Source organism: Adhaeribacter aquaticus DSM 16391, from assembly GCF_000473365.1.
Classification (GTDB): domain Bacteria; phylum Bacteroidota; class Bacteroidia; order Cytophagales; family Hymenobacteraceae; genus Adhaeribacter; species Adhaeribacter aquaticus.
Window position 1 is genome coordinate 177017 of the sequence record NZ_KI421517.1, and the last position, 23084, is coordinate 200100.

The window sequence follows — 23084 nt, forward strand, 5'->3', positions numbered from 1 at the left end:
AATATGAAAGGAGCTATTAATCTTTACATCCTCTTCCGGCTATTATATATTTAAAGTCGTCTGTTTTATAGTTAGCCCCGATAGATAAACAAATCATTTCTAGTTTCACATCAACCGGCTGATATAAAAATGAAGCAGTCAGCTTACAATTTTTAAGTTCCGGATTCATGAATTTTATGGAAACCTTGTATTGGTTTTCTAATCGGCTTATTACCTCTTCTAATGGTGTATTATTAAAAGTTAGCTTTTCTACATTTTGAATACTAGCCCAATAAGCCGGGTCTAAATTTGCCTTCTCTAACTTTGCTGACGCTGGTTCTAAAACAGCCTTCTGGTTTTTTACCAGGCAAATCACCTGCTTTTTATCTTCAGAAAACAAAGCAGCAACTTTAGGTTTAGGAACAGCTACTGCCACTTTACCGCTTCTTACTAATACCTCAGATTTTTTACCTTCCCCGTTAAAATCTACACTAAAGCTTGTTCCCAAAACTTTTATAGCCATTTTGTGTCCATAAACCCAGAAAGGTCGCCTGGCATCTTTCGCTACATCAAAAAAAACTTTCCCCTTTACTACTACATCACGTTTATTATCGCTAAAGACGGCTGGGTAACTTATACTGGAACCTGGCTCCAGCCACACAATAGACCCATCGCCTAGCGAAACTCTTTGGGTACCAGAAGAAAAATTATGTTTCTCAGCATAAGCAATTCTTTTTAGCTCTAAACTTATGGCATATTTATAATTATAAGCACCTAAACCCAGGGTTAATAACAGCATTGCAGCAATACTTAACCACTGTACCTTATTACTATTAAAAGCTAACTTATTTTTTTGTGCAGGACCTATTATTACCGGCTGCCCGATTTCAGTTAATTTATTTTGGATATCTTCCCAATTCTTAGCCTGCTGTTGTTCTAAATCAGACGGAGACACTTCAGGAATAATAAATCGTGATTTTCCTAATTCATTATACCAATCTGAAATAGTTGCCTCTTCTTCCGGAGAACTGGTACCAGCCAGGTACTTATCAATAAGTTTTTCCAGATTTTCCTGTTCCTTATTTTCCATATAAGAGGAGCTCGATCATAATTTAGAGGCAGATTCAATAGTAAAGCCAGCTACCGAAGCGCTAACCCTAAAAAAATAAATAAATATTTTAAAATAATTTTCAGATATGGCTAAAGCCGCTACCTAGGTAACCAGAGTCAGTTAAGAAAGAAATGAAAACGCTATTGCCGGAACGACAAAATCTTTTAAGAACCCTCGCAAGTGTTTTAAAGCTTTTGTAATATGATATTCTACAGCTTTGTCTGTTAGCTGCATATCTGTGGCAATTTCTTGTGTAGTTTGGTTGTGAAGCCGGCTTTTTTCAAAGACTTGCCGGGATTTAGTTGATAATGAGTCCAGGCCCTGCTTAAATTTAATCTCTAATTCCCCTGCAACAACTGCTTCCTCGGTACAATTAGTTGATGCGTTTGAATTAAGCGTTAATTTGTAGTTGTTTCTGACCGTCTGGGCCTGGTAATAATTAATAATAATGTATTTAATGGCAGAAAATAAATAAGCCTCTAAGCTGCTATTTATTTGAACTGTCTTCCTCTTTACCCAAAGGTTTAAGAACAATTCCTGAACAAGCTCTTCTGCAATTTCTTTTACACCAATCTTGCGGTAGGCCACTGCGTATAATTTAGACCAATACCGGTTATATATTTCTTTAAACGCATTCCCATCCTCTCCCCAAAGGGCAGAAAGTAGTTCTTCATCGTTTAAATTCTTGTATATCAAGCCCTAATACATAAAAGAGTTAAGCCAAATATATATTAATTTCATAATTAAAAAAAGCGCACATTTATACTCCAAAATTTACTTTTATTAAATAGCTAATTGCATACCTGATATCTTTTTAAAAATTTTACAAAAAACCAGATTGTTTTAATTTATTTTTAATGTTACCCAAAAAAAATTAATCTTCTGAAACTTTAAATATTGAACTCTTTTTTATTTCTTTGGACATTCCTTCTCCATTTGGATATTTTTTTTACCTACTATTTATTTAAACGGTTAAGCTGATATTCTCAATTTAATATTTACTATTTTTAATCCCTTTTTATTATTATTCAAAAAAGATTCAGAAATTTATACCATACCCGAGAATAAAGGAACTAAGCTAACTACTGCTTAAATAAGGAACCTTATAACTCCAATATGATAAAACCTTACATATTAACTTTTCTCTTCCTTCTTTACTTTTCAACTTTAATAACTGGTCAGGCCCCAACCGCTAAAGTTTTTCTGGAGGAAGGAAATATCCGGTTTCGGGATAAGGATTACACTGGTGCTATTTTATCTTATTCAAAAGCCATTGAATTAAAATCTGATTTAGCGGAAGCTTATAACAATCGTGGTTTAAGCAAGGCTAATTTAAAAGATTTTAAATCCGCCCTTACAGATTATAACAAAGTTGTTGCCTTATCCCCGCAGAATGCAGATGCCTATTATAACAGAGGCTTAGCTAAAGCTGGATTACATGACTTGCCAGGGGCCATTGCAGATTATGGCAAAACCTTGGAATTACGCCCCAATTTTGCTCCTGCTTATTATAACCGGGGATTGGCCAAAGGTTTGTTACTGGATAACAAAGGAGCTATTCCGGATTTTAAGAAAGTTACTGAACTGGATCCAAAAGATGCAGGTGCTTTCTTTTTATTAGGAGCCGCTCAATATAATTCTGGAGACCGTAAAAACAGCTGCATTAGTCTTCAGAAAGCCAGCCAGTTGGGCCATGCAAAGGCAAAAGCTTTACTGGAAAAAAACTGTAAATAAATCTTACGTAGATAAGAATTAATTTAGGAATCTTTCCTGCTAATGGAAGGTTATGTATCTTTACGTTTTAATATTCTAGAAAATAAAGTATATAATCATGGCAATGTATCCTGAATATATGGTGGCGCCCATCCGCGAAGATTTAACTTCTGCCGGTTTTGAGCAATTAATGACCCCAGAAGAAGTAGAGAAAGTATTATCCGAAACGGAAGGTACTGTTTTAGTAGCAGTAAATTCAGTTTGTGGTTGCGCGGCTTCTAAAGCTCGTCCAGCACTTAAAATGGCTGTTTCTTCTTCTGATAAACGTCCGGATAAATTAGTAACTGTTTTTGCAGGTATGGAAACTGAAGCGGTAGCCAAAGCACGCGAGCACATGCTTCCTTATCCTCCATCGTCACCTTCAATCGCGTTATTTAAAAATGGCGAATTGGTGCACATGATTGAACGGTTCCACATAGAAGGCAATGAATTAGTAAGAATTGTAGACAACCTGAAAGGTGCATTTGAAGATCATTGCTAATCTTAGGTTACCAAAAAATAAAAAAGCCGCTGACTATTCAGCGGCTTTTTTATTTTAGAAAAATAGAGTTGTTATTTTAAATCAAAGCCAATATCGCGACGATAATAGCGATCTTTCCAGATAACTTTTTCGGCAGCTGCATTCACAGCAGCTAAAGCCTCGGCCATAGAATCGCCTAAAGCTGTTAATGCTATTACCCGACCACCATTACTCAAAACATCCCCCTGTTCATTTAAACTGGTTCCGGCATGAAAAGCAACAACATCTGTTAGTTGTTCTAATCCTGAAATAACATGGCCTTTTTCATATTCATCCGGGTAACCACCAGCCACCAGCATTATGGTAGTGGCCGTTTTGGAATCAATTTCTAATTTAATATTACCTAAATCGCCATCGTGTAATGCCCGGAAAAGCTCAAATAGATCGGTTTTAATGCGCGGTAGTATGGCTTCTGTTTCCGGATCTCCTAAACGTACATTATATTCAATCACGTACGGATCCCCGTTTACGTTCATCAAGCCAATAAATAAAAAGCCGGTGTACGAAATATTTTCCGTTTGTAACCCATGCAAAGTCGGCTTTACCACCCGCTCCTCTACTTTCTGCATAAAAGAGGCATCGGCAAAAGGCACCGGCGAAACAGCCCCCATACCACCGGTATTTAAACCAGCATCAGCTTCTCCTATCCGTTTATAATCCTTGGCTTCCGGTAACAGCACGTATTCCTTTCCATCAGTCAAAATAAAGGCAGAAAGCTCTATTCCCTGTAAGTATTCTTCTATCACCACTTTGCTGCCGGCATTACCGAACCGCCCCAGGTGTAACATGCCATCTAAATGATAACTTGCTTCCTCAAACGTTTGAGCTATTACTACACCTTTACCGGCTGCCAAACCATCTGCTTTAAGTACTACCGGATAGCTATGGCCTTTTAAATATTCGAGGGCCTGCTCAAAATCAGCTTCTGTAAAAGTCTGGTACCGGGCAGTAGGAATCTGGTATTTCTGCATAAACTGCTTTGAAAAATCCTTACTACCTTCCAGTTGGGCACCTTCTTTACTTGGGCCTACCACCAAAATATTTTTTAAATAATCGTGGCTCAAAAAATAATCATGAATGCCCGCTACCAAAGGAACTTCTGGCCCCACCACTACCATCATTACATTAAAATCGGTAGCAAACTTGGCAAGCGCCTCAAAGTCGGTTACAGCAATGTCCACATTGGTAGCAATTTGAGCTGTTCCGGCATTTCCGGGCGCCACAAATATTTTATCCGTATACTGGCTTTGGCGCAATTTCCAAGCCAATGCATGCTCTCTCCCGCCCGATCCGATAATTAAAACGTTCATGTTAATGGTAAAATTAAACTTACTAACCTGTAGCAAGTGGGTTAAAAGTACATGTAAACTATTGTTTACAATTTAGAGGCGTGAAAATAATAAAGAGTTACCAGAATAAATACTGATAACTCCTTATTATAAAATCTAACCTTATTTTAGTTTGCGTACTCTGATAAGAACTTAATCCGCATTAATCGCAAATCTTCTTCTGTATAATCATCTGTACCCAATTCCTGTAAGGCTACAGCAATATTATCGGTACTTGCGTGCAGGAAATAATCAGTAATTTCTTCCTGCCGTTCGTCGTCTAATAAGCCATCAATGTAGTAGTCTAAATTAAGTTTGGTACCAGAGTAGCAGATATGTTCAATCTCTTCAATTAGCTCGCCCATGGTAATATCTTTGGCAGCAGCTATTTCCTCCAGGTCCATCTTCTTATCAATCTGCTGAATAATGTAGATTTTAATTTTAGATTTATTAACGGCTGATTTTACCACTACATCATTGGCCGTTACAATATCATTATCTTCTACATACTTAGCAATCAGGTCCAGGAAGGGTTTGCCAAACTTCTGTACCTTACCCATGCCTACTCCGCCAATATGAGCCAAATCGTCTTTGGTAGTTGGGTAAGTGGTGGCCATTTCTTTTAAAGAAGGATCCTGGAAAAGCACGTAAGGTGGAAGATCTTTTTCCTTCGCCAGCTTTTTCCGCAAGCCTTTAAGCAAATCAAACAATACAGCATCGTGACCGGTTGAAGCCTGGGATTCTTCTTTCTCTTCTTCTTTCTGAACTTCTTCTTCGAAGTTATGGTCTTTCGCTAATTGTATCGGATAAGAGTTCTGAATGTAATCTAAGCCTTTTTGTGTTATTTTCAGGACTCCAAAATTTTCGATATCCTTCTCAATAAATTCAGAAAGTAAGATCTGGCGAATAACGGAATTCCAGAATTGGGCATCATGATCGTCTCCCTGACCAAATACTTCTAATTTGTCATGCCCATAGCTTTCCACGTACTGGTTTTTCATACCGGTTAAAACCGCAACCAGGTGGTCCATACCAAAACGTTGCTCCGTCTGCACCACCGTTTCTAAGGCTAGTTTTACTTCTTCTTCCGCTTCAAACTTTTCTTTCGGATGCAAACAGTTATCGCAGAAGCCACAATCTTTTTCGTAAGTCTCGCCAAAGTAATGTAGCAATTGCTTCCTACGGCATACTGCTGAATCAGCATAGGCGGCCATTTCCTGCAGCAGCAATTTTGAATTATCACGCTCAGTTACCGGTTTATCTTTACTAAACTTTTCTAGTTTTACGATGTCATCATAAGAGTAAAACATTAAGCAGTTTCCTTCCATCCCATCACGTCCGCCTCTACCAGTTTCCTGATAATAACCCTCAATGGATTTAGGTGTATCATAATGCACTACAAACCGCACATCCGGCTTATCAATACCCATACCAAAGGCAATGGTGGCTACAATTACATCTGCATCCTCATTCAGGAAAGCGTCCTGGTTGGCCATCCGGATATGAGAATCCAGACCGGCGTGGTAAGGCAGGGCTTTTACATCATTTACACGTAGTAACTCGGCAATTTCTTCTACTTTTTTGCGGCTTAAGCAATAAATTATACCGCTTTTACCTTTATGCTTTTTAACATATTGGATTAATTGCTTTTTGGTATTGTGTTTCGGCCTTACTTCATAATACAGATTGGTCCGGTTAAAGGAAGTTTTAAATACCGAAGCATCATCCATTTGCAGGTTCTTCTGGATATCCAGCTGCACTTTTGGAGTTGCGGTGGCCGTTAAAGCTATGATTGGCAGATTACCAATGTTGTCGATTATTCCCCGAATTTTACGGTACTCTGGACGAAAATCGTGTCCCCATTCCGAAATACAGTGGGCTTCGTCTATGGCTACAAAGGAGATATTCGCCTTTTGTAAAAAATCAATGGTTTCTTCTTTCGTTAACGATTCTGGCGCAACATAAAGTAATTTAACCTGCCCGCTGATAGTTTCTTTCTTTACCTTCGTTATTTCCGACTTGGTTAAAGTAGAATTTAAGAATTGCGCATTGATACCAAAAGCGTTTAATTGATCCACCTGATTTTTCATCAGGGCGATAAGAGGCGAAATTACTATAGCTGTGCCTGGCAGAACGATAGCTGGTAGTTGATAACATAATGATTTACCTGCCCCGGTCGGCATAATCACAAACGTATTATTGCCTTTTATTATATTATTTATTATTGCTTCCTGGGTTCCTCTAAATTGATTATGCCCAAAAACTTCTTTTAATTTGTCTTTTAAATTTACCTCTTCAGTAACTAACATGATTATGGGGAAGATTATTATATAAGAGAATCTTATATTTTTAAATTTTCAGCTATTCTTTTTCTTAACACAAATTTAACTTGAATATACCAAAAAATTTTAAATTAATTGCAAAAAAAGTATTAGAAGAAGAAGGAAATTCTATTCATCGACTGATTGATTTTTTAGATGAGAGTTTTGACTCTTGTGTGGAGGCTATTTTAGCCACCAAAGGGCGTGTAGTAGTTACCGGAATTGGCAAAAGCGCTCATATTGCCTCTAAGATTGTAGCTACTCTTAACTCCACAGGTACCCCCTCTTTATTCATGCATGCCGCCGATGCCATACACGGCGATTTAGGTATGATTCAGGCCGAAGACTTTGTTATTTGCATATCCAAAAGTGGCAATACACCAGAAATAAAGGTATTAGTGCCCTTATTGAAACGAAAAGGTTCTAAGCTTGCCGCCCTTGTTTCCAATACCGATTCGTATTTAGCGCAACAAGCCGATTTTATTTTAAATGCTACAATAGAAAAAGAAGCTTGTCCGCACAATTTAGCGCCTACTACCAGTACAACGGCTGCCTTAGCCCTAGGTGATGCCTTAGCGGTTACATTATTGGAAAGCCGCCATTTTAGTTCGCAGGATTTTGCCAATTTACACCCGGGTGGCTCCTTGGGTAAACAACTTTATTTAAAAGTTTGCGATATTTACCCGGAGAATGCGGCACCACACGTTACAGAAAAAGCAAGTTTAAAAGAAATCATTATTGAGATTTCATCTAATAGATTAGGGGCTACCGCTGTGTTAGATTCGGTTTCCAAAAAATTAATTGGTATAATTACAGATGGAGACTTGCGGCGAATGTTAAATAAATATGAATCTATTCAGGATATTCTGGCTAAGGATATCATGACCGCCTCGCCTCTTACCATTGATGCCGATGAATTTGCTACCGCGGCTTTGGCATTAATGCAAGAAAAAAATATTACGCAATTAGTTGTAACAAAATCTGATAACTTTGCAGGCTTTGTACACTTGCATGATCTACTAAAAGAAGGATTAGTTTAATGAATAATCAGGAAAACACATTTGTAGTTATCATGGCTGGCGGAATAGGCAGCCGGTTCTGGCCTTTTAGCCGTACCAATAATCCAAAACAGTTTCATGACGTTTTAGGCGTTGGCTCATCTATGCTTCAAATGACGGTAAAACGGTTTGAGGAGGTTTGCCCTAAAGAGAATGTTTTTATTGTTACCAACACAGATTATAAAAGCTTAGTAAAGGAACAGTTACCTGAACTCTCTGATAACCAGATTTTATGTGAACCAATTGGCCGCAATACAGCCCCGGCTATTGCCTTTGCCTGCTATAAAATTTCTAAAATTAATCCGGATGCCAACATAATTGTTGCACCAGCTGATCATGTTATTTTAAACGAAAGATCTTTCATAGAAATAATCAACCAGGCTGTAAATGCAGCTGCAAAAGAAGATGTATTGCTTACGTTAGGCATCACCCCTAGCCGTCCCGATACGGGATATGGGTATATTCAGTTTATAGATGAAGGCAACCTCCTGAAGAAAGTAAAAACCTTTACTGAGAAACCAAATCTGGAAATTGCACAAATGTTTTTAGCCAGTGGGGACTTTGTTTGGAACTCTGGCATCTTTATCTGGAATGTAAAAAGCATTCTAGCCGCGTTTAATAAATTTTTAGGCGAAATAGCCGAGATATTTAATGAAGGCCAGACTTGTTTAAATACCGAACAGGAAATGGAGTTTATAAACCGTGCTTATTCTCATTGCCGCAACATCTCCATTGATTACGGAATAATGGAGAAAGCTGATAACGTATATGTTATTTTGAGCGAATTTGGCTGGTCTGATTTAGGCACCTGGAACTCTTTATATAGCATTAGCCAGAAAGATGAAGCCGGCAATGTGGTAGATGGTGATGTTATGCTTTACGATACCAAAGACTGCATCATTAAAACTCCCAAAGACCGTTTAGTGGTGGTACAAGGCATGGATAACTTTATTGTTGCCGAATACGGTAATGTATTAATGATCTGCAAAAAAGATGAAGAACAAAGAGTTAAGGACTTTGTGGCTGATGTAAAGACCAACAAAGGAAATGGCTATAATTAAAGCTTAAAAACAGCTGAAACAAAATAAGAAAGGGCCGGGTATACCGGCCCTTTCTTATTTTGTTTCAGCTAATCGTTGCCTTAGTACTTCAAAAAGCATAATGCCGCTGGCCACCGACACATTTAACGAACTGATTTGTCCGATCATTGGAATTTTAACCCGCACATCGGCTTTCTTTAAGTACTCCGGTGAAATTCCATCTTCCTCACTACCCATTAAAATAGCCGTAGGTCCGGTAAAATCTAATTGAGACGAAGTAATATCGGTATCGCTTTTTTCTGTACAAGCTACAATCTGAATACCAGACTGCTGTAAAAAATGTAGCGTATCCTTTAAATTATTTTCCCGGCAAACCGGAATTACATTTAGCGCTCCTGCCGATGTTTTTAAAGCATCTCCGTTTACCTGAGCGGCTCCTCTACTCGGAATTACAATAGCATCTACTCCCAAGCACTCTGCATTGCGGGCAATGGCACCAAAATTCCGGACATCAGTTATCCGATCCAAAATCAATAATAAGGGCACCTTACCTTTTTCATAAATATCAGCCACAATATTATCCAGCGGCATATAGGTAATAGCAGCTAAATAAGCTATCGCCCCCTGGTGGTTTTTACGGGTAAGTGTATCCAGCTTTTCAGGTGGCACCAAAGCTACCGGTACGTTAGCACGATGGGCCAGTTCTGTTATATCCTGGGTTATGCTGTTTTTCTGACCTTTTTGCAAGTAAATGCGCTCCAATCCTTTGCCAGCATTTAATGCTTCCAGAATGGGCCGTAAGCCAAAAATCATTTCAATTTTTTCGGCACTCTCACTACGTGGTGCCCTAAAATTTACTCCTCTTGAATAATTCCTTTTCTCCATTTTTCGACGGTGCTGTACCATACAAACTCATAATCCGGACGCCGAACCAGTTCGTAATGATTTTCTGTAAAGGTATTGGGTTTTTTAATGAAATTAAATTTTAATTCTGTACCCCTTGATTGTCTGCGGGTATACGTCCACTCCTCAACATTAAGCCGATTATTGACTATATCTGGTTTACCAAAAATTATGTACATCATGCCTCTATCCGACAACCAACCAGCCTTGTGCGATGAGAAAAACTGATTTGCTTCTTCTACCCGCGTGTAAAACACCTTAATTAGCCGCTTAGCCAAATTTTTATCTTGTTGAGCAATATCTAACCAAAAACGATCCAGGGCCTTTTTAGGTTCTGAGGCTTTATATAACTTCTCGCGTTCGGCGGCACTGGTCATATACACCAACGGCTCAATTAATTCTTTGGCCGTATTTAAAAAAGGAAAGTTATTTTCCCCAACCAACAGACCTTTGCTATCGGCTCCATTTCCAATTAAATATAAACCCGCATTATGTAAACTAATAATGGTATCAACGGGTGCTTCAGTAGCTTGAATAATGTCCATAGTAGGCGCAACGACCTTACCCGTTAATGAAAAAGGAGGAATGGCCGGCCCAAATTCTGCCGCATATTGTTTTACTTGAATGCTGTTATTGTCACTTGAACCTTCTATTCTAAAACTCTCCGAGTTATTGACATATTGCCGGAACAATGGGATGGCAGTAGCTGGTCCTGAAAAATAGAACTTCTGATTTAAGGTACCTTTGGATAAAGGAACTTTAAAATATAATATATCTTTTTCGTCAGTGCTGTGTTTTAGCTGCAAGTTTACTACTCCCGGAGGTATAAAGTTTATTACCGGAATGGTAAAACTAATCCAGTAATAACTTTCTTCTGATTTTAACCGACTGAAAAAATCAGCTACTGTATCCTGCCGAATAACTTCAGATTTTACATTATTAGTAGTTAATTTATAAGAGAGTTTTACCTGAGATTTTGGCGTGTTCTGGAAAAGTGTTAGATCAGCAAATTTCAGGAATATCCGCAAGCTATCGCCTTCTGCCTTGGTATCATAGGCTATATTGGTGGCATGGCTATAAATAAAATCAACGCTTTGCTGATAAAGGGCCTGCCTGGGAATACAAGCAGAAAATACAACAAATAAGAAAGGTAAAATAGTATGCTTCATTTAATTTACCAATGTTATTCCTCAGTATTTAATCTTTTATCTAACATACGATTTTAAGAGCCGCTTTAGCATAAAAAAAGCCGGTTCTTATTAGACCGGCTTTTTTTATGCTTTATCTGTTGCCGTAATACTTCATAAAAATCTGCTCTAACTCAGCTGATTTTTCTTTTAAGTTTAGGGCTCGGGAAGCTAGTACAAGCTGCTGCAAAATCATAAAGTTGGTTTGCAGTTCCCGCTCAAATAATTGTCCGTTAGAAATGCTGGTATAATAAGCCAATGCTTTAGTAGAACGATCAGCCATAACATTTAAAATCTCCATGGCTCTTTTCTCATCGCCTACCATCATTAAAGGCTCAATAAATTGCGGCGTATAGTAATCGTACGGAATAGATTTATCCGGCATTACCGTAAAGCAATGATCCATTACTTTTTTGGCTGTGGCCTTGTCGCCGTCCATTAAATAAGCAGTTGCTAAACGATAAAATTTTTCCCGGGTATTTGGCGGCAGTTGACTAATGTAACTTTCATCATAAAAAATGTTAGGGTTATCTAAATTGCGCCAGCTAAACTGAGTCATCATGTTATGGTACATGAGGCCTTTGTGCACATATCCTTCTGCTTCCTGATCAGGGTTTTTCACCGGTACTATCCGGAAAGCTAATCCTTCCAGCTGGAAGTACGGTGTTAAGTTTAAATAATCAGAAGAGCTAACCGTAGACGAGAAATAAACAGGTCGTTCCCAATTGTTGGTGGCTAAAATGTCCAGGATAATTAAATGCTTTTTCTCCAGACCTGATTTACCAACATTCCATTCCAATTGATCTACAATTTGCTCCTGCCGATCTTTGGGAACAGCATTATATTTGATAACCGCTTCTTTATCTACTGGTAAAATAAAGTTCTTAGTTGGGAAAGATAAAAATGGTTTAGCATTCTGAGCAGCTACCTGTAATACCTGGTGATTTTGTTTAACTAAACTAATGTACTGCTTTAAATCCATTCCGGCTTTTACCTGAGCCCGCTCTACATATGGCAGATAATCGTTTGTACCCTGGCGGTAGTTTTCATTTTCCAGCGAAATAGGCAGTGGTTCAGATTTATAAGACTGTCGCTTCATTTGGTCAACGTACCAATCGGTATTTAAATAACTTAGTACGGCTACCCTAACATCTGTCCGGAAACCTTCTACCTCCTGCGCATACCATAAAGGGAAGGTATCGTTATCTCCATTAGTAAATAAAATAGCATTCGGTGCACAGGAGCTTAACAAGTTCTTTGCCGAGTCAATAGAATTATACCGGTTAGACCGGTCGTGATCGTCCCACCCCTGTGCCGCCATAACAGCCGGAACACTTAAACAAAGTAGAGTTACCAAAGCAGCTCGTGCCACATCTGCTTTAATAAATCTTTTCAGGAATTCTGCTAATCCCAGTACACCTAAACCAATCCAAATAGCAAAAGCATAGAAGGAGCCTGCAAAGGTATAATCCCGTTCTCTTGGCTCTATTGGCGGCTGATTTAAATATAAAGCGATAGCAATACCGGTAAAAAAGAATAACAAACCTACAATAAATGCATCACGTTCGCTTTTTCTGATTTGATAAATCAAACCAATAATACCCAAAAGCAAAGGCAACATGTAAAAATTATTGCGCGCTTTGCTATTGGCAATTCTTTCCGGCAAATTCTTTGTCGATTCTGATAACCAGATGATACCTGAATTTTGAACGTCACTTTCTCTTCCTACAAAATTCCAAAGAAAATACCGCCAATACATGTGCCCTAATTGATACCGAAACAGGAAGGATAAATTTTCGCCCATTGTAGGCTTTCGATTCTCCTGAATAGAAACCCACTTTTTATACTCTTGTATATGTTGCGGCTGATTACTGTAAATCCGGGGCAGCAAAGCCATATCCTTCGGATCATAGATAGGCTTTGGCGATCCTTCAACAGCTTCGTACTTCTCTTTTCCTTTAATATATCGTGGCGGGCCTGGCTCCTGATCAATAACCTCAGCCGTAAATTGTGGTCCATATAGCAAAGGCCTATCGCCGTACTGCTCCCGTTTCAGGTAAGAAACAAAGTTTACAATATTACCTGGGTCATTTTCATCAATAGTAGGATCATACCCAGACCGGATGGGTATGATTAAATAAGAAGAATACCCAATTAGTATAAATACCAGACAAAGTAAGGCTGTATTTAAGTAGCGGTTGCTGTGCTTGAAAGAATAACGGAACCCGAAAACAATAACCGTAATAAATAATAAGAGAAAAATAATAATACCGCTACCAAATGGTAAACCAATATTATTAATAAAAAACACCTCAAAATTACCAGCTATGGAAGGCAAGCCAGGAATGATACCCCAGAGAATTATACCTACAATTACAGCACTTATAATAAAAGTTAAAAGGGCGCCCTTACGAGATGGTTTCTGCTGTCTGCGGTAATAAAATATAAATGCTAATGCCGGAATTGCTAATAGATTTAATAAATGGACCCCAATAGATAAACCCACCATATAAGCAATTAAGATCAACCATTTATCAGAAGACACCTCTTCGGAACGGCCTTCCCAGCGTAGCATAGCCCAAAAGACAAAAGCCGTAAAAAAGGAAGACATCCCGTAAACTTCTGCTTCTACCGCCGAAAACCAGAAAGAATCGCTAAAAGTAAAGGCTAATGCACCTACAAATCCACTACCCAGTATTAACAGAGCTTGACCGGTAGTTAGCGTGGTGGCAGCACCTTTAAGTATAATTTTTTTAGCTAGAATAGTAATGGTCCAAAACAGGAACAATACGGTTCCCGCACTTACTAAAGCTGATAAAAAGTTTACTAAAGGCGCAACCAGCAAAACGTTATCGCCGGCAAACATGGAAAAAATCCGGCCAATTAGTAAATACAAAGGCGCCCCGGGCGGATGCGGTACCAGCAATTTATAGGAGCAGGCAATAAACTCCCCGGCATCCCAAAAACTAGCAGTAGGTTCTAGCGTACTTCCGTAAACTACAGTCGAAATAATAAATACTACCCAACCAACAATGTTATTCAGTCTATTATAATTACTCATAAAAGAATTTCAAAATAATTCCCGAAATTAAGAAAATTACTTTTTATACAAGAAAGGCCTTAAAATTTATTCAAAAAAATAGCCGGCCTAAAGAGGTCGGCTATATATAATAAGTTCTGATTTTGTTATTGCTGCAGGATTAAACGTTTGGTCTCTACCATCTTATCATTAACTAATAAGCTATAGAAATAAACACCAGCCGGATAGGCAGATAAATCAACAGTAATGTCTGAATTATGACCGGTTTCCGGGACTTTAATAGTTTTAATAACCTGACCAATAGTATTAGAAACCGTTATTTTATATATAGCATCCGTTGCCTGAGCCAGAGAAATAGTTATTTTTCCTTTAGACGGATTTGGATAAGCATTAAGTGATGGCTTAAACTTTCCCTCATCCCATGCCATAGCAGAATTAATCATATTGATACCCACCATAGAATTGGAAGAAGAATTAGCCGTAAAATTATTATAAGGATAATATTTAGGCAGCGTTAAACTCTTAGACAAACTTTTATGCAAAACCGACCATTCTAAACCAGATTTATAAGTGGAAGCAAACTTAGTAACAGACTTCCCTATCCACATAGTTAAATCGTTTTGAGTAACAACTGGAGTTTTGGGTATATATACTCCATCATTGCTAGTACCAAACTTTTTTGTAGCTCCGTATCCAGAAAAATAAGCAACCAAAAGTGTAACAGCAAGCAAATGTTTTGTAAAAGTCTTCATATCATATACTTTAGTATGCACACACGGGCTCTTTCTAAAAGGCCAAATATACATTTTTTTTTATTTTTTATAATAAATTACCGGGAAATATTTTCGATTAGTTAAGCTGCACTACAGAAAGGCACTTTTACTATCTCAATTACTTGAAAATAGTAACAAATACCATACCTAATTTAAAAACAAACATAAGCTTTTAAAAAAGGTGAAGTAAATAAGTGAAAACTACCAGATACTAAAAATATTTAAGATACCACCACAATAGTATATGGTTAAGCATAATTCCTGCTTACTTTAGATAATGTAGCTTAATTCTTTAAAATTAAAATACTTTACCTCTTCGTTAATTTGTAAACCAAGCTGCCCCTGTTCATTTACTCCTAATATTTTACCTAAAAAGATTTCATCATCTTTTTTATAAAAATAATTTTCCTGGTACCGGAATAAATTTTGAAAGTAATCGAATCGTAATTTCTCCATTTTACCTTCCTTGAGCAACAAATAACGGGCCTCAATAAATTCCAATAACTTTTCTATAGTATAGCCTAGGTTATATTGTTTATCGGTGATTTTGGCTAAGGATGTGGCATTAGGATAAGCAAAAGAAATCTGATTTATATTTAAACCAATTCCAATGATACTTTGTTGTAAAAAATGACCGCTAATAGTATTTTCTATCAGTATACCCCCAAGCTTATAATTTCCGTAATATATATCGTTTGGCCATTTTACCTTAACATTTCCTGGTAATTCCGGTAAAAATTGTTTAGAAAAATCTAATACAGCCAGAGCTACACTAATATTAAGGTAAAACTGAAAATTTAGGTTTAAGAAGTTTGGTTTAAGAATAACTGAAAGGGTAATATTCTGGCCTGGCGCTGCCTCCCAGGAATTACCCCGCTGGCCCCGACCTTGGGTTTGCCTGTCGGTTATTACGACACAGCCTTCTGTGGCTTTATTTTTGATAATAAGTTCGTGGGCTACACTATTAGTGGAGTCACATTCTGGCAAATATACCAGCTGATGTCCAGTAAAAAGGGTTGAGGGCGCTATATTGTGCAAAGAATTTTATAATATTGTGTTTCAAATTTAGTTATACCAAATGAAAAAAACGAAGATTAAAGGCAATTCAGACATATTGGCAGAGCTTATAGTGAAAGGAATGCAGGAAAAGAAAGCATCTGACATTTGTGTTATTGACCTTAAATCCTTAAATAACGCTGTTTCTGATTATTTTGTAATTAGTTCAGCAAATTCCGACACCCAGCTGGATGCAATTGCCCGTTCTGTGGAAGAGGAAGTATTTAAAATTACTCAGCAAAATCCTTGGCAAAGTGAAGGCCGTACAAATAAAGAATGGATTTTATTGGATTACGTAGATGTGGTGGTACATATCTTCCTGAAAGATAAGCGTCAGTTTTATGCTTTAGAAGAACTTTGGGGCGATGCACCAGTACGTTTTATCGAATCCGATACCCAATAAATCTTTGTTTCGTATCTCAACATTTTGAGCTTAAACCTGTTTAAATCTATTGAAAATTAATATTCATGTCAGATAAAACACCGAAAAAAAAGAAAATTAATTTACCGCCTACGCCGCCGCGCCCAACTATGCAAATGTGGGTGCTGGCCGCTTTGGTATTTTTGATATTTGGGATTGCTTATTTTAACAGAAGCAATTCTACTATTCAGATTAACCAGCAACAGTTTGAAGAAATGGTAATTAGCCATGATGTAGAAAAACTGGTTGTTATTGTGAATAAACGAGTGGTTGAGGTAACACTTAGCCAATCAGCGTTGCAAAACGAAAAATACAAGAATATTTTACCTAGCCGGGGTGCTTTTGCCTTGGAGCAGGGTCCTCAGTTTCATTTACCTATTTTCTCTGGCGAAGGCTTTAAACAAGACTTAGATAAAATTCAGGAGAAAATACCACAAGACCAGCGCATTGGCTATAGCATAGAAGAACGCACCGGATTCTCAGAATTCTTTGTTAACTGGGGCTTTATTTTGATAATGCTGTTTGGTTTCTGGTTCCTGATGCGCCGCGTAACCACTGGTGGCGCCGGTGGTCAGATATTCAACATTGGTAAATCAAAAGCAGCTTTATTTGATGCCGAAAACAAAGTAAAAATTACTTTTAAAGATGTTGCCGGCCTGGAAGAAGCAAAAGAGGAAATTCAGGAAATTGTTGAATTCTTAAAAAACCCAGCTAAGTTTACTATTTTGGGGGGTAAAATTCCTAAAGGAGCATTACTGGTTGGCCCTCCGGGTACCGGTAAAACGTTATTAGCCAAAGCCGTTGCCGGCGAAGCTGACGTTCCGTTCTTCTCCTTGTCCGGATCCGACTTCGTGGAAATGTTTGTGGGTGTGGGTGCAGCCCGGGTTCGCGACCTTTTTAAGCAAGCTAAAGCTAAAGCGCCTTGTATTATATTCATTGATGAGATTGATGCTATTGGTCGTTCTCGTAGCCGTGGCAATATGCCAGGTGGTAACGATGAACGTGAAAATACCTTAAACTCCCTCTTAGTAGAGATGGATGGTTTCGCTACTGATTCCGGGGTAATTATTTTGGCTGCTACCAACCGTCCAGATACCTTGGATGCTGCTTTATTGCGCCCAGGACGTTTTGACCGTCAAATTAGTATTGATAAACCAGACATTGTAGGCCGAACTGAAATATTTAAAGTACACTTAGCTCCATTAGCATTAGCCAATGATATAGATGCGAAAAAGTTATCAGCTCAAACACCTGGTTTTGCCGGTGCCGAAATTGCCAACGTTTGTAACGAAGCCGCACTGATTGCAGCCCGCCGAGATAAGAAGCAGGTGGAAATGCAGGATTTCAATGATGCTATAGACAGAGTAATTGGTGGTTTAGAAAAGAAAAACAAAATTATTTCACCAGAAGAAAAACGTATTGTTGCTTACCATGAAGCTGGCCATGCTATTGCCGGTTGGTTCCTGGAGCACTGCGACCCGTTGGTTAAAGTAAGTATTGTGCCACGTGGTATTGCCGCCTTAGGTTACGCACAGTATTTGCCAAAAGAGCAATTTCTGTACACCACTGAGCAATTAATCGACGAAATGTGTATGGCCTTAGGGGGTAGAGCTGCCGAAGAATTGGTTTTTGGCAAAATATCTACTGGTGCCCTTAGCGATTTAGAGCGGATTACTAAAATGGCATACAGCATAGTTACTATGTACGGTATGAATGAGAAGATTGGGAATATATCTTTCTATGACTCAAAAGGTGCAAATGAATATTCTACAAGCAAACCTTACTCAGAGGCAACGGCTCAAACCATTGATGATGAGGTTCGCAAGATTATTCAGGCGGCTTATGACCGAACAAGAGATTTACTACGCAACAAGGCTAATGAACTGGAAACAGTAGCGCAGGAATTATTACAAAAGGAAATTTTATTTCAAACCGATTTAGAACGTTTAGTAGGACAACGACCTTTTGCAGCCTTAACTACTTACCAGGCTCATACCGCCGGTACTGATCGTAGCAAGACCTTAAGCGAAGTAGAACAACATGCAGGAGCTCATTTAAGTAATAATGCTGCTGGAACTGATAGTGCTTCCGGGGATGGCCCTGCAGGCAAAAATACTTCCACGCAGGATAACGATCCGGAAGCCTCTAAGAAAGTAGAAGAAAATGAAGGAGCTACTCCTGGCTCTACTTATTCTTTTGATGTATAATTTTAAAGCCTGCTGATACAGGAATGTACGAACCAAGATCAAAAGATATTATTTTAGGGAAAATAAGAGAGGCGCTGGCTAAACCAGCGCCTTTTATTCCTCCTACCCCCGACTTTTCCATTCCTATTCATCCCGATCCGGTTGATGATGTGTCCATTGTTTTTGCTACCAACTTTGTAAAAAACGGGGGCGTTTTCATTTACTGCGAATCAGAAGAAGATTTTTACGACCAACTTTTTTTATTTAAAAAGGAAAAAGGAATCAATAATCTATATGTCTGGGAAGAAGAATTAAAAGAAAAGTTACATGCGGGTGGCATTGTTTTTACTGAAGATGAAACAGACTTTATTAAAGCGGCCGATGCCGGTCTCACTACCTGCGAAGCCTTAATAGCCCGAACCGGTAGTTTATTGGTAAGCGGTGCTACTGAAAGTGGTCGTCGGTTAAATATTTATCCGGAAAAACATTTAACGGTGGCATTTGCGTCTCAGCTCTACTCAGATATAAAGGACGGACTGCAATTTGTAAAAGAAAAATACGGGCAGAAATTTCCGTCTATGGTTTCTTTGGTAAGTGGCCCAAGCCGTACCGCCGACATTGAAAAAACATTAGTTTTAGGAGCTCACGGCCCAAAAGAATTAATTCTATTCTTGATTGATGATACCCCCCATTAATCACCTTACACCTGGTAAAAAAATTTATTTTGCTTCCGATTTCCACTTAGGTGTTCCGGATGCAGCCAGTAGTTTAGCCCGGGAAAAAAAAATTGTGCGTTGGCTGGATGCGATTAAGCAGGATGCAGAAATGCTTTTCTTGGTTGGCGACATCTTTGATTTTTGGTTCGAATACCGCCATGCCATACCAAAAGGTTTTGTGCGACTACAAGGAAAATTAGCTGAACTGGCTGATAATGGTCTTCCTATTTATTTTTTTACCGGAAATCATGATATGTGGATGTTTAACTACTTTAAAGAAGAGTTAAATATTCCTGTACTCCGAAAACCAGTTTCCATTCAAATAAATGGTCAGAAGTTTTACATAGGGCATGGTGATGGTCTGGGACCAAAAGACTATACATACAAATTTTTGAAGCAAATATTTTCCAGTAAGCTTTCTCAATGGATGTTCGCGCGTATTCACCCTAACTTTGGCATTGGCGTAGCTAATTATTGGTCCCGGAAAAGTAGAATCAGGAATACAAAAGTAGAAGAAGTTTATAAACCTGGTAAAGAGTGGTTGGTTATTTATTGTACAGATATGGAGCAGCACTCGCACCATGATTATTACATTTTTGGTCACCGCCACTTACCGCTAAACGTTGCCATAAACGAGAGCAGCCAATATATAAATCTAGGAGAATGGGTCAATTTTTGCTCCTATGCTGAATATGACGGAAAAGCAGTACACCTTAAATACTTTGAAGAATAAGGTAAGCTATATTTTATTACAATTTGCGTTCCTATGTTTATTAGGAGTTCAGTCTCCCCATGCAGCGGCCCAAACACTAACGCTTCTAAATTCCACTCCAGTTGATCGGTTTGGAACCCTTTCTATAGACCGGCTTCACAATATTTATGTATCTGACCGGCGTAACAATGTATTCAAACTGGATTCGCTAGGCAACCAACTCCAAGTTTTTTCCCCTCCTACACAGGGACATTTAGCATTAATAGAAGCCTGGAATGTTACTAAAATACTTCTCTTTTACGACGACCGGCAACAGGTTACAATATTAGATCGTTTCCTGACACCGATTTCTTCTACCCGGCTATCCGATATAACAGAGGGCGGTATCATTAAAATGGCCACCATTTCCAACGATGATCGAATCTGGTTCTTAAATGAAAGTGATTTTACTTTAAGTAAATTTGATATCCGTTTTTCCAATGCTGCTTCCCGAGCGCCACTAAACCAAATTCTGAACCCTAACCAGAACGATATCCGCTTTATGCGGGAGTATCAGAATAATTTATATATCGTCGACAGGCTGTCGGGAATTTATATTTTTGATAATATGGGGAATTACAAGAAGCGACTCCCCCTTACCGGGTTATCCTATCTTGGTTTCAAAGGGGATGAAGGCTATTATCTCAAAGACGGTCAATTAGTTTTTTTTAATCTTTACACGCAACAGCAACGAACCTTTAATCTTCCTGCCAATAAGCCCTACCTGCAGGCATTAGTTGGAGATTCCTTCTTATATCTTGTTTCCGGGAACAGTTTAGACCTTTATAAGATTAACAAATAAGTTCTTCCTGCCTTATATTAAAAATAGCCTTCTACCTGAAGTCTATTTATATTTTACTTCTATATCCATTCTCCCTTAAAAGGAAAAGAGATCTTCAAAACAGCTCTCCAAACATTTATTGCGCCTTTTTTCATTGCGTTATCTGCATAAGAGAATTATTTAAGAATAAAATATGTATAAAGAAGAGCTAACTATTATTGTTTAGCTTTACAATAGGTGCATTTTCCTAAGAGAAAATTACCCAATGTAGGAGATTTTAGTATATTTGTCTTCTACCATAACAAAGAAAACAAGAATTAACTATATATAAGGTTACTGTGGGATGTAATTCATGTTCTAGTGGCGGTTGCAGCTCGAAGGGCTGCAATAGCAACGGCGGTTGTAGTACCGGAGGGTGCAACCGATTAAACGTCTTTGACTGGCTTAGCGATATGGATCTTCCAACTTCTTTTGAAGAATTCGATATTGTAGAAGTTAGATTTAAAGGCGGTCGGAAAGATTTTTTCAAAAATATAAATAGTATAAACTTAACTACCGGGGATCCGGTGGTGGTAGATGTTCCTAATGGCTATCATATTGGTCATGTATCTTTAAAAGGAGAACTAGTACGTCTGCAAATGTTAAAGAAAAAGGTAGATAATAACGAAGAAATTCGTAGTATCTACCGGATTGCCAATGAGAAAGACCTGGAAAAACTGGAAGGTATTCAGGACCTGGAAAGCCGTACTATGTACCGGGCCCGTACCATTATTCAGGAGTTAAAACTGGTAATGAAACTTTCCGATGTGGAGTACCAGGCTGACCGTTCCAAAGCTACTTTTTATTATTCAGCTGATGATCGCGTTGATTTTCGGGATTTAATAAAAAAGCTGGCGGAAGAATTTAAAATCCGGATTGAAATGCGCCAAATTAGCTTGCGCCACGAAGCAGGCCGTTTGGGAGGCATTGGCTCTTGTGGGCGGGAACTTTGCTGCTCCACCTGGCTTTCTGATTTCAAAAGTGTTTCCACTACGGCTGCTCGTTATCAAAACTTATCTTTAAATCCAAGTAAACTTTCCGGGCAATGTGGGCGGTTAAAATGCTGTCTCAATTACGAATTGGAAACTTATCTGGATGCTTTAAAAGATATACCTACTGTTAGCAAGCCTATACAATTACAAAAGGGTGAGGCTGTACTGCAAAAAACAGATATCTTTAAACGGATTATGTGGTTTGGCTTTCGGAACGATAATAACTGGTATCCGGCGCCGGTAGAACGGGTAAAGGAAATTCTGGAGCTTAATGCCCAAGGCATAATAGTTAGTTCGCTGCTTGCAGATGAAAAAACTGAGCAGCAGAAAAAAGCAGAATTAACGGCTCAATTAGAAGGCAATCTGGAGCATCTCGACGAGAAATATAAGAACAAGAAAAAGAAGAAAAAGAAAAATAAGAGCCCTCAGGCTCCGGCATTAGCGGGTCTTATTCAATCAGTTTCTGTTTCAGTTCAAAAGCAAATTCCGGCTCCTAAACAAGCGGAGGCCAAAACTGCACAACCTAAAGGAGAGGCCAGACCAACGGCACCAGCCGACCCTAAAAAGAAGTACAAGCGGCATTTTAAAAACAATAAACCCAGACCTGATAAACCTGCTAACGGATGAGGAAACAGTTCTTTGCTGTCCTGATTACTTTATTTACCTTTTTCTTAAGTGCCTGCGATAATAACCGGGTGTACGAAGAAAATATAGATCTTGCTAATAATAACTGGCGGATTGAAGACAAGAAATCATTTGATTTTGAAATTAAAGATACGTCTAAGAGCTACAATATTTATTTTAATATCCGGAACGTTTTAAGTTACGAGTTTTATAACCTTTACGTAAGCCAAACTCTAACCGATCCGGATGGGCAAATACTTTATACCCGGCTTCACGAGATGTATTTAATGGATAGAAAAACCGGCGAACCACTAGGAAGTGGCGCCGGTGATATCTTTGATCATACCTTTCTGGCAATTAAAAATCAAAAATTTTCAAAAGAGGGGAAATATAATATCCGGCTCACCCAATATATGCGTAAAAACCCTTTACCGGGTATTATGGCAGTGGGCATAAAAGTTGCTATTGCTGAATAGGGACTATAC

General features: G+C 38.4%; 20 protein-coding genes. 11 read left to right on the forward strand and 9 right to left on the reverse strand.

Going from position 1 to position 23084, the window contains the following annotated elements:
- Window positions 1-16 precede the first annotated feature (16 nt).
- Together ADHAQ_RS0102575 and ADHAQ_RS0102580 are read right to left on the reverse strand one after the other, a co-directional pair.
- Complete coding sequence (locus ADHAQ_RS0102575) at window positions 17-1069, reverse strand: FecR family protein (protein WP_026461594.1); 1053 nt, start codon at window positions 1067-1069, stop codon at window positions 17-19.
- Window positions 1070-1210: 141 nt separating this feature from the next.
- Window positions 1211-1786 (reverse strand): RNA polymerase sigma-70 factor, encoded by a 576-nt coding sequence (locus ADHAQ_RS0102580; protein ID WP_026461595.1) that lies wholly within the window; start codon window positions 1784-1786, stop codon window positions 1211-1213.
- 420 nt (window positions 1787-2206) lie between these two features.
- Between ADHAQ_RS0102580 and ADHAQ_RS24330 the strand changes: the two genes are divergently transcribed.
- Together ADHAQ_RS24330 and ADHAQ_RS0102590 are read left to right on the forward strand one after the other, a co-directional pair.
- Window positions 2207-2824 (forward strand): tetratricopeptide repeat protein, encoded by a 618-nt coding sequence (locus ADHAQ_RS24330; protein WP_051359673.1) that lies wholly within the window; start codon window positions 2207-2209, stop codon window positions 2822-2824.
- Window positions 2825-2927: 103 nt separating this feature from the next.
- Window positions 2928-3344, forward strand: a complete 417-nt coding sequence (locus ADHAQ_RS0102590; protein WP_026461596.1) for a BrxA/BrxB family bacilliredoxin — start codon at window positions 2928-2930, stop codon at window positions 3342-3344.
- A gap of 71 nt (window positions 3345-3415) precedes the next feature.
- Here ADHAQ_RS0102590 and purD read toward each other — a convergent pair whose 3' ends face one another.
- Entirely contained in the window at window positions 3416-4693 is a 1278-nt protein-coding gene (gene purD, locus ADHAQ_RS0102595) for a phosphoribosylamine--glycine ligase (RefSeq protein WP_026461597.1), read from the reverse strand.
- 146 nt (window positions 4694-4839) lie between these two features.
- The gene (gene recQ, locus ADHAQ_RS0102600; RefSeq protein ID WP_211240567.1) at window positions 4840-7020 is read right to left on the reverse strand and encodes a DNA helicase RecQ; all 2181 of its coding nucleotides are present in this window, start codon (window positions 7018-7020) and stop codon (window positions 4840-4842) included.
- Window positions 7021-7100: 80 nt separating this feature from the next.
- Here recQ and ADHAQ_RS0102605 point away from each other — a divergent pair, with 80 nt between their 5' ends.
- Together ADHAQ_RS0102605 and ADHAQ_RS0102610 are read left to right on the forward strand one after the other, a co-directional pair.
- On the forward strand, window positions 7101-8072 hold the full coding sequence (locus ADHAQ_RS0102605) for a KpsF/GutQ family sugar-phosphate isomerase (RefSeq protein ID WP_026461599.1): 972 nt from the start codon (window positions 7101-7103) through the stop codon (window positions 8070-8072).
- The gene (locus tag ADHAQ_RS0102610) at window positions 8072-9151 is read left to right on the forward strand and encodes a mannose-1-phosphate guanylyltransferase (RefSeq protein WP_026461600.1); all 1080 of its coding nucleotides are present in this window, start codon (window positions 8072-8074) and stop codon (window positions 9149-9151) included. The genes ADHAQ_RS0102605 and ADHAQ_RS0102610 overlap by 1 nt, the downstream gene beginning before the upstream one ends.
- Window positions 9152-9205: 54 nt before the next feature.
- On the opposite strand, the gene rlmB is transcribed toward ADHAQ_RS0102610, so the two are convergent.
- From rlmB to ADHAQ_RS0102635, 5 genes are all read right to left on the reverse strand, one after another.
- On the reverse strand, window positions 9206-10015 hold the full coding sequence (gene rlmB / locus ADHAQ_RS0102615; protein ID WP_026461601.1) for a 23S rRNA (guanosine(2251)-2'-O)-methyltransferase RlmB: 810 nt from the start codon (window positions 10013-10015) through the stop codon (window positions 9206-9208).
- Complete coding sequence (locus ADHAQ_RS27050) at window positions 9985-11202, reverse strand: GWxTD domain-containing protein (protein WP_051359674.1); 1218 nt, start codon at window positions 11200-11202, stop codon at window positions 9985-9987. Before ADHAQ_RS27050 ends, rlmB begins: the two co-directional genes overlap by 31 nt.
- Before the next feature lie 112 nt (window positions 11203-11314).
- Entirely contained in the window at window positions 11315-14281 is a 2967-nt protein-coding gene (locus tag ADHAQ_RS0102625; protein WP_026461602.1) for a protein O-mannosyl-transferase family, read from the reverse strand.
- Between the two features lie 125 nt (window positions 14282-14406).
- Window positions 14407-15012, reverse strand: a complete 606-nt coding sequence (locus ADHAQ_RS27055) for a T9SS type A sorting domain-containing protein (RefSeq protein WP_051359675.1) — start codon at window positions 15010-15012, stop codon at window positions 14407-14409.
- 291 nt (window positions 15013-15303) lie between these two features.
- Complete coding sequence (locus tag ADHAQ_RS0102635) at window positions 15304-16071, reverse strand: biotin--[acetyl-CoA-carboxylase] ligase (protein ID WP_026461603.1); 768 nt, start codon at window positions 16069-16071, stop codon at window positions 15304-15306.
- Window positions 16072-16111: 40 nt separating this feature from the next.
- Between ADHAQ_RS0102635 and rsfS the strand changes: the two genes are divergently transcribed.
- From rsfS to ADHAQ_RS0102670, 7 genes are all read left to right on the forward strand, one after another.
- The gene (gene rsfS, locus ADHAQ_RS0102640) at window positions 16112-16492 is read left to right on the forward strand and encodes a ribosome silencing factor (RefSeq protein WP_026461604.1); all 381 of its coding nucleotides are present in this window, start codon (window positions 16112-16114) and stop codon (window positions 16490-16492) included.
- Between the two features lie 65 nt (window positions 16493-16557).
- Window positions 16558-18717 (forward strand): ATP-dependent zinc metalloprotease FtsH, encoded by a 2160-nt coding sequence (gene ftsH, locus ADHAQ_RS24345; protein ID WP_084523711.1) that lies wholly within the window; start codon window positions 16558-16560, stop codon window positions 18715-18717.
- A gap of 23 nt (window positions 18718-18740) precedes the next feature.
- Complete coding sequence (locus ADHAQ_RS0102650) at window positions 18741-19391, forward strand: LutC/YkgG family protein (RefSeq protein WP_026461605.1); 651 nt, start codon at window positions 18741-18743, stop codon at window positions 19389-19391.
- Complete coding sequence (locus tag ADHAQ_RS0102655; RefSeq protein ID WP_026461606.1) at window positions 19375-20145, forward strand: UDP-2,3-diacylglucosamine diphosphatase; 771 nt, start codon at window positions 19375-19377, stop codon at window positions 20143-20145. The genes ADHAQ_RS0102650 and ADHAQ_RS0102655 overlap by 17 nt, the downstream gene beginning before the upstream one ends.
- A complete protein-coding gene (locus ADHAQ_RS0102660; RefSeq protein ID WP_157433330.1) occupies window positions 20135-20965 on the forward strand; it encodes a hypothetical protein in 831 nt (276 codons plus the stop codon). Before ADHAQ_RS0102655 ends, ADHAQ_RS0102660 begins: the two co-directional genes overlap by 11 nt.
- Window positions 20966-21396: 431 nt before the next feature.
- A complete protein-coding gene (locus tag ADHAQ_RS24350) occupies window positions 21397-22602 on the forward strand; it encodes a PSP1 domain-containing protein (RefSeq protein WP_071781085.1) in 1206 nt (401 codons plus the stop codon).
- The gene (locus ADHAQ_RS0102670) at window positions 22599-23075 is read left to right on the forward strand and encodes a gliding motility lipoprotein GldH (RefSeq protein ID WP_034256528.1); all 477 of its coding nucleotides are present in this window, start codon (window positions 22599-22601) and stop codon (window positions 23073-23075) included. Before ADHAQ_RS24350 ends, ADHAQ_RS0102670 begins: the two co-directional genes overlap by 4 nt.
- Window positions 23076-23084: the final 9 nt, after the last annotated feature.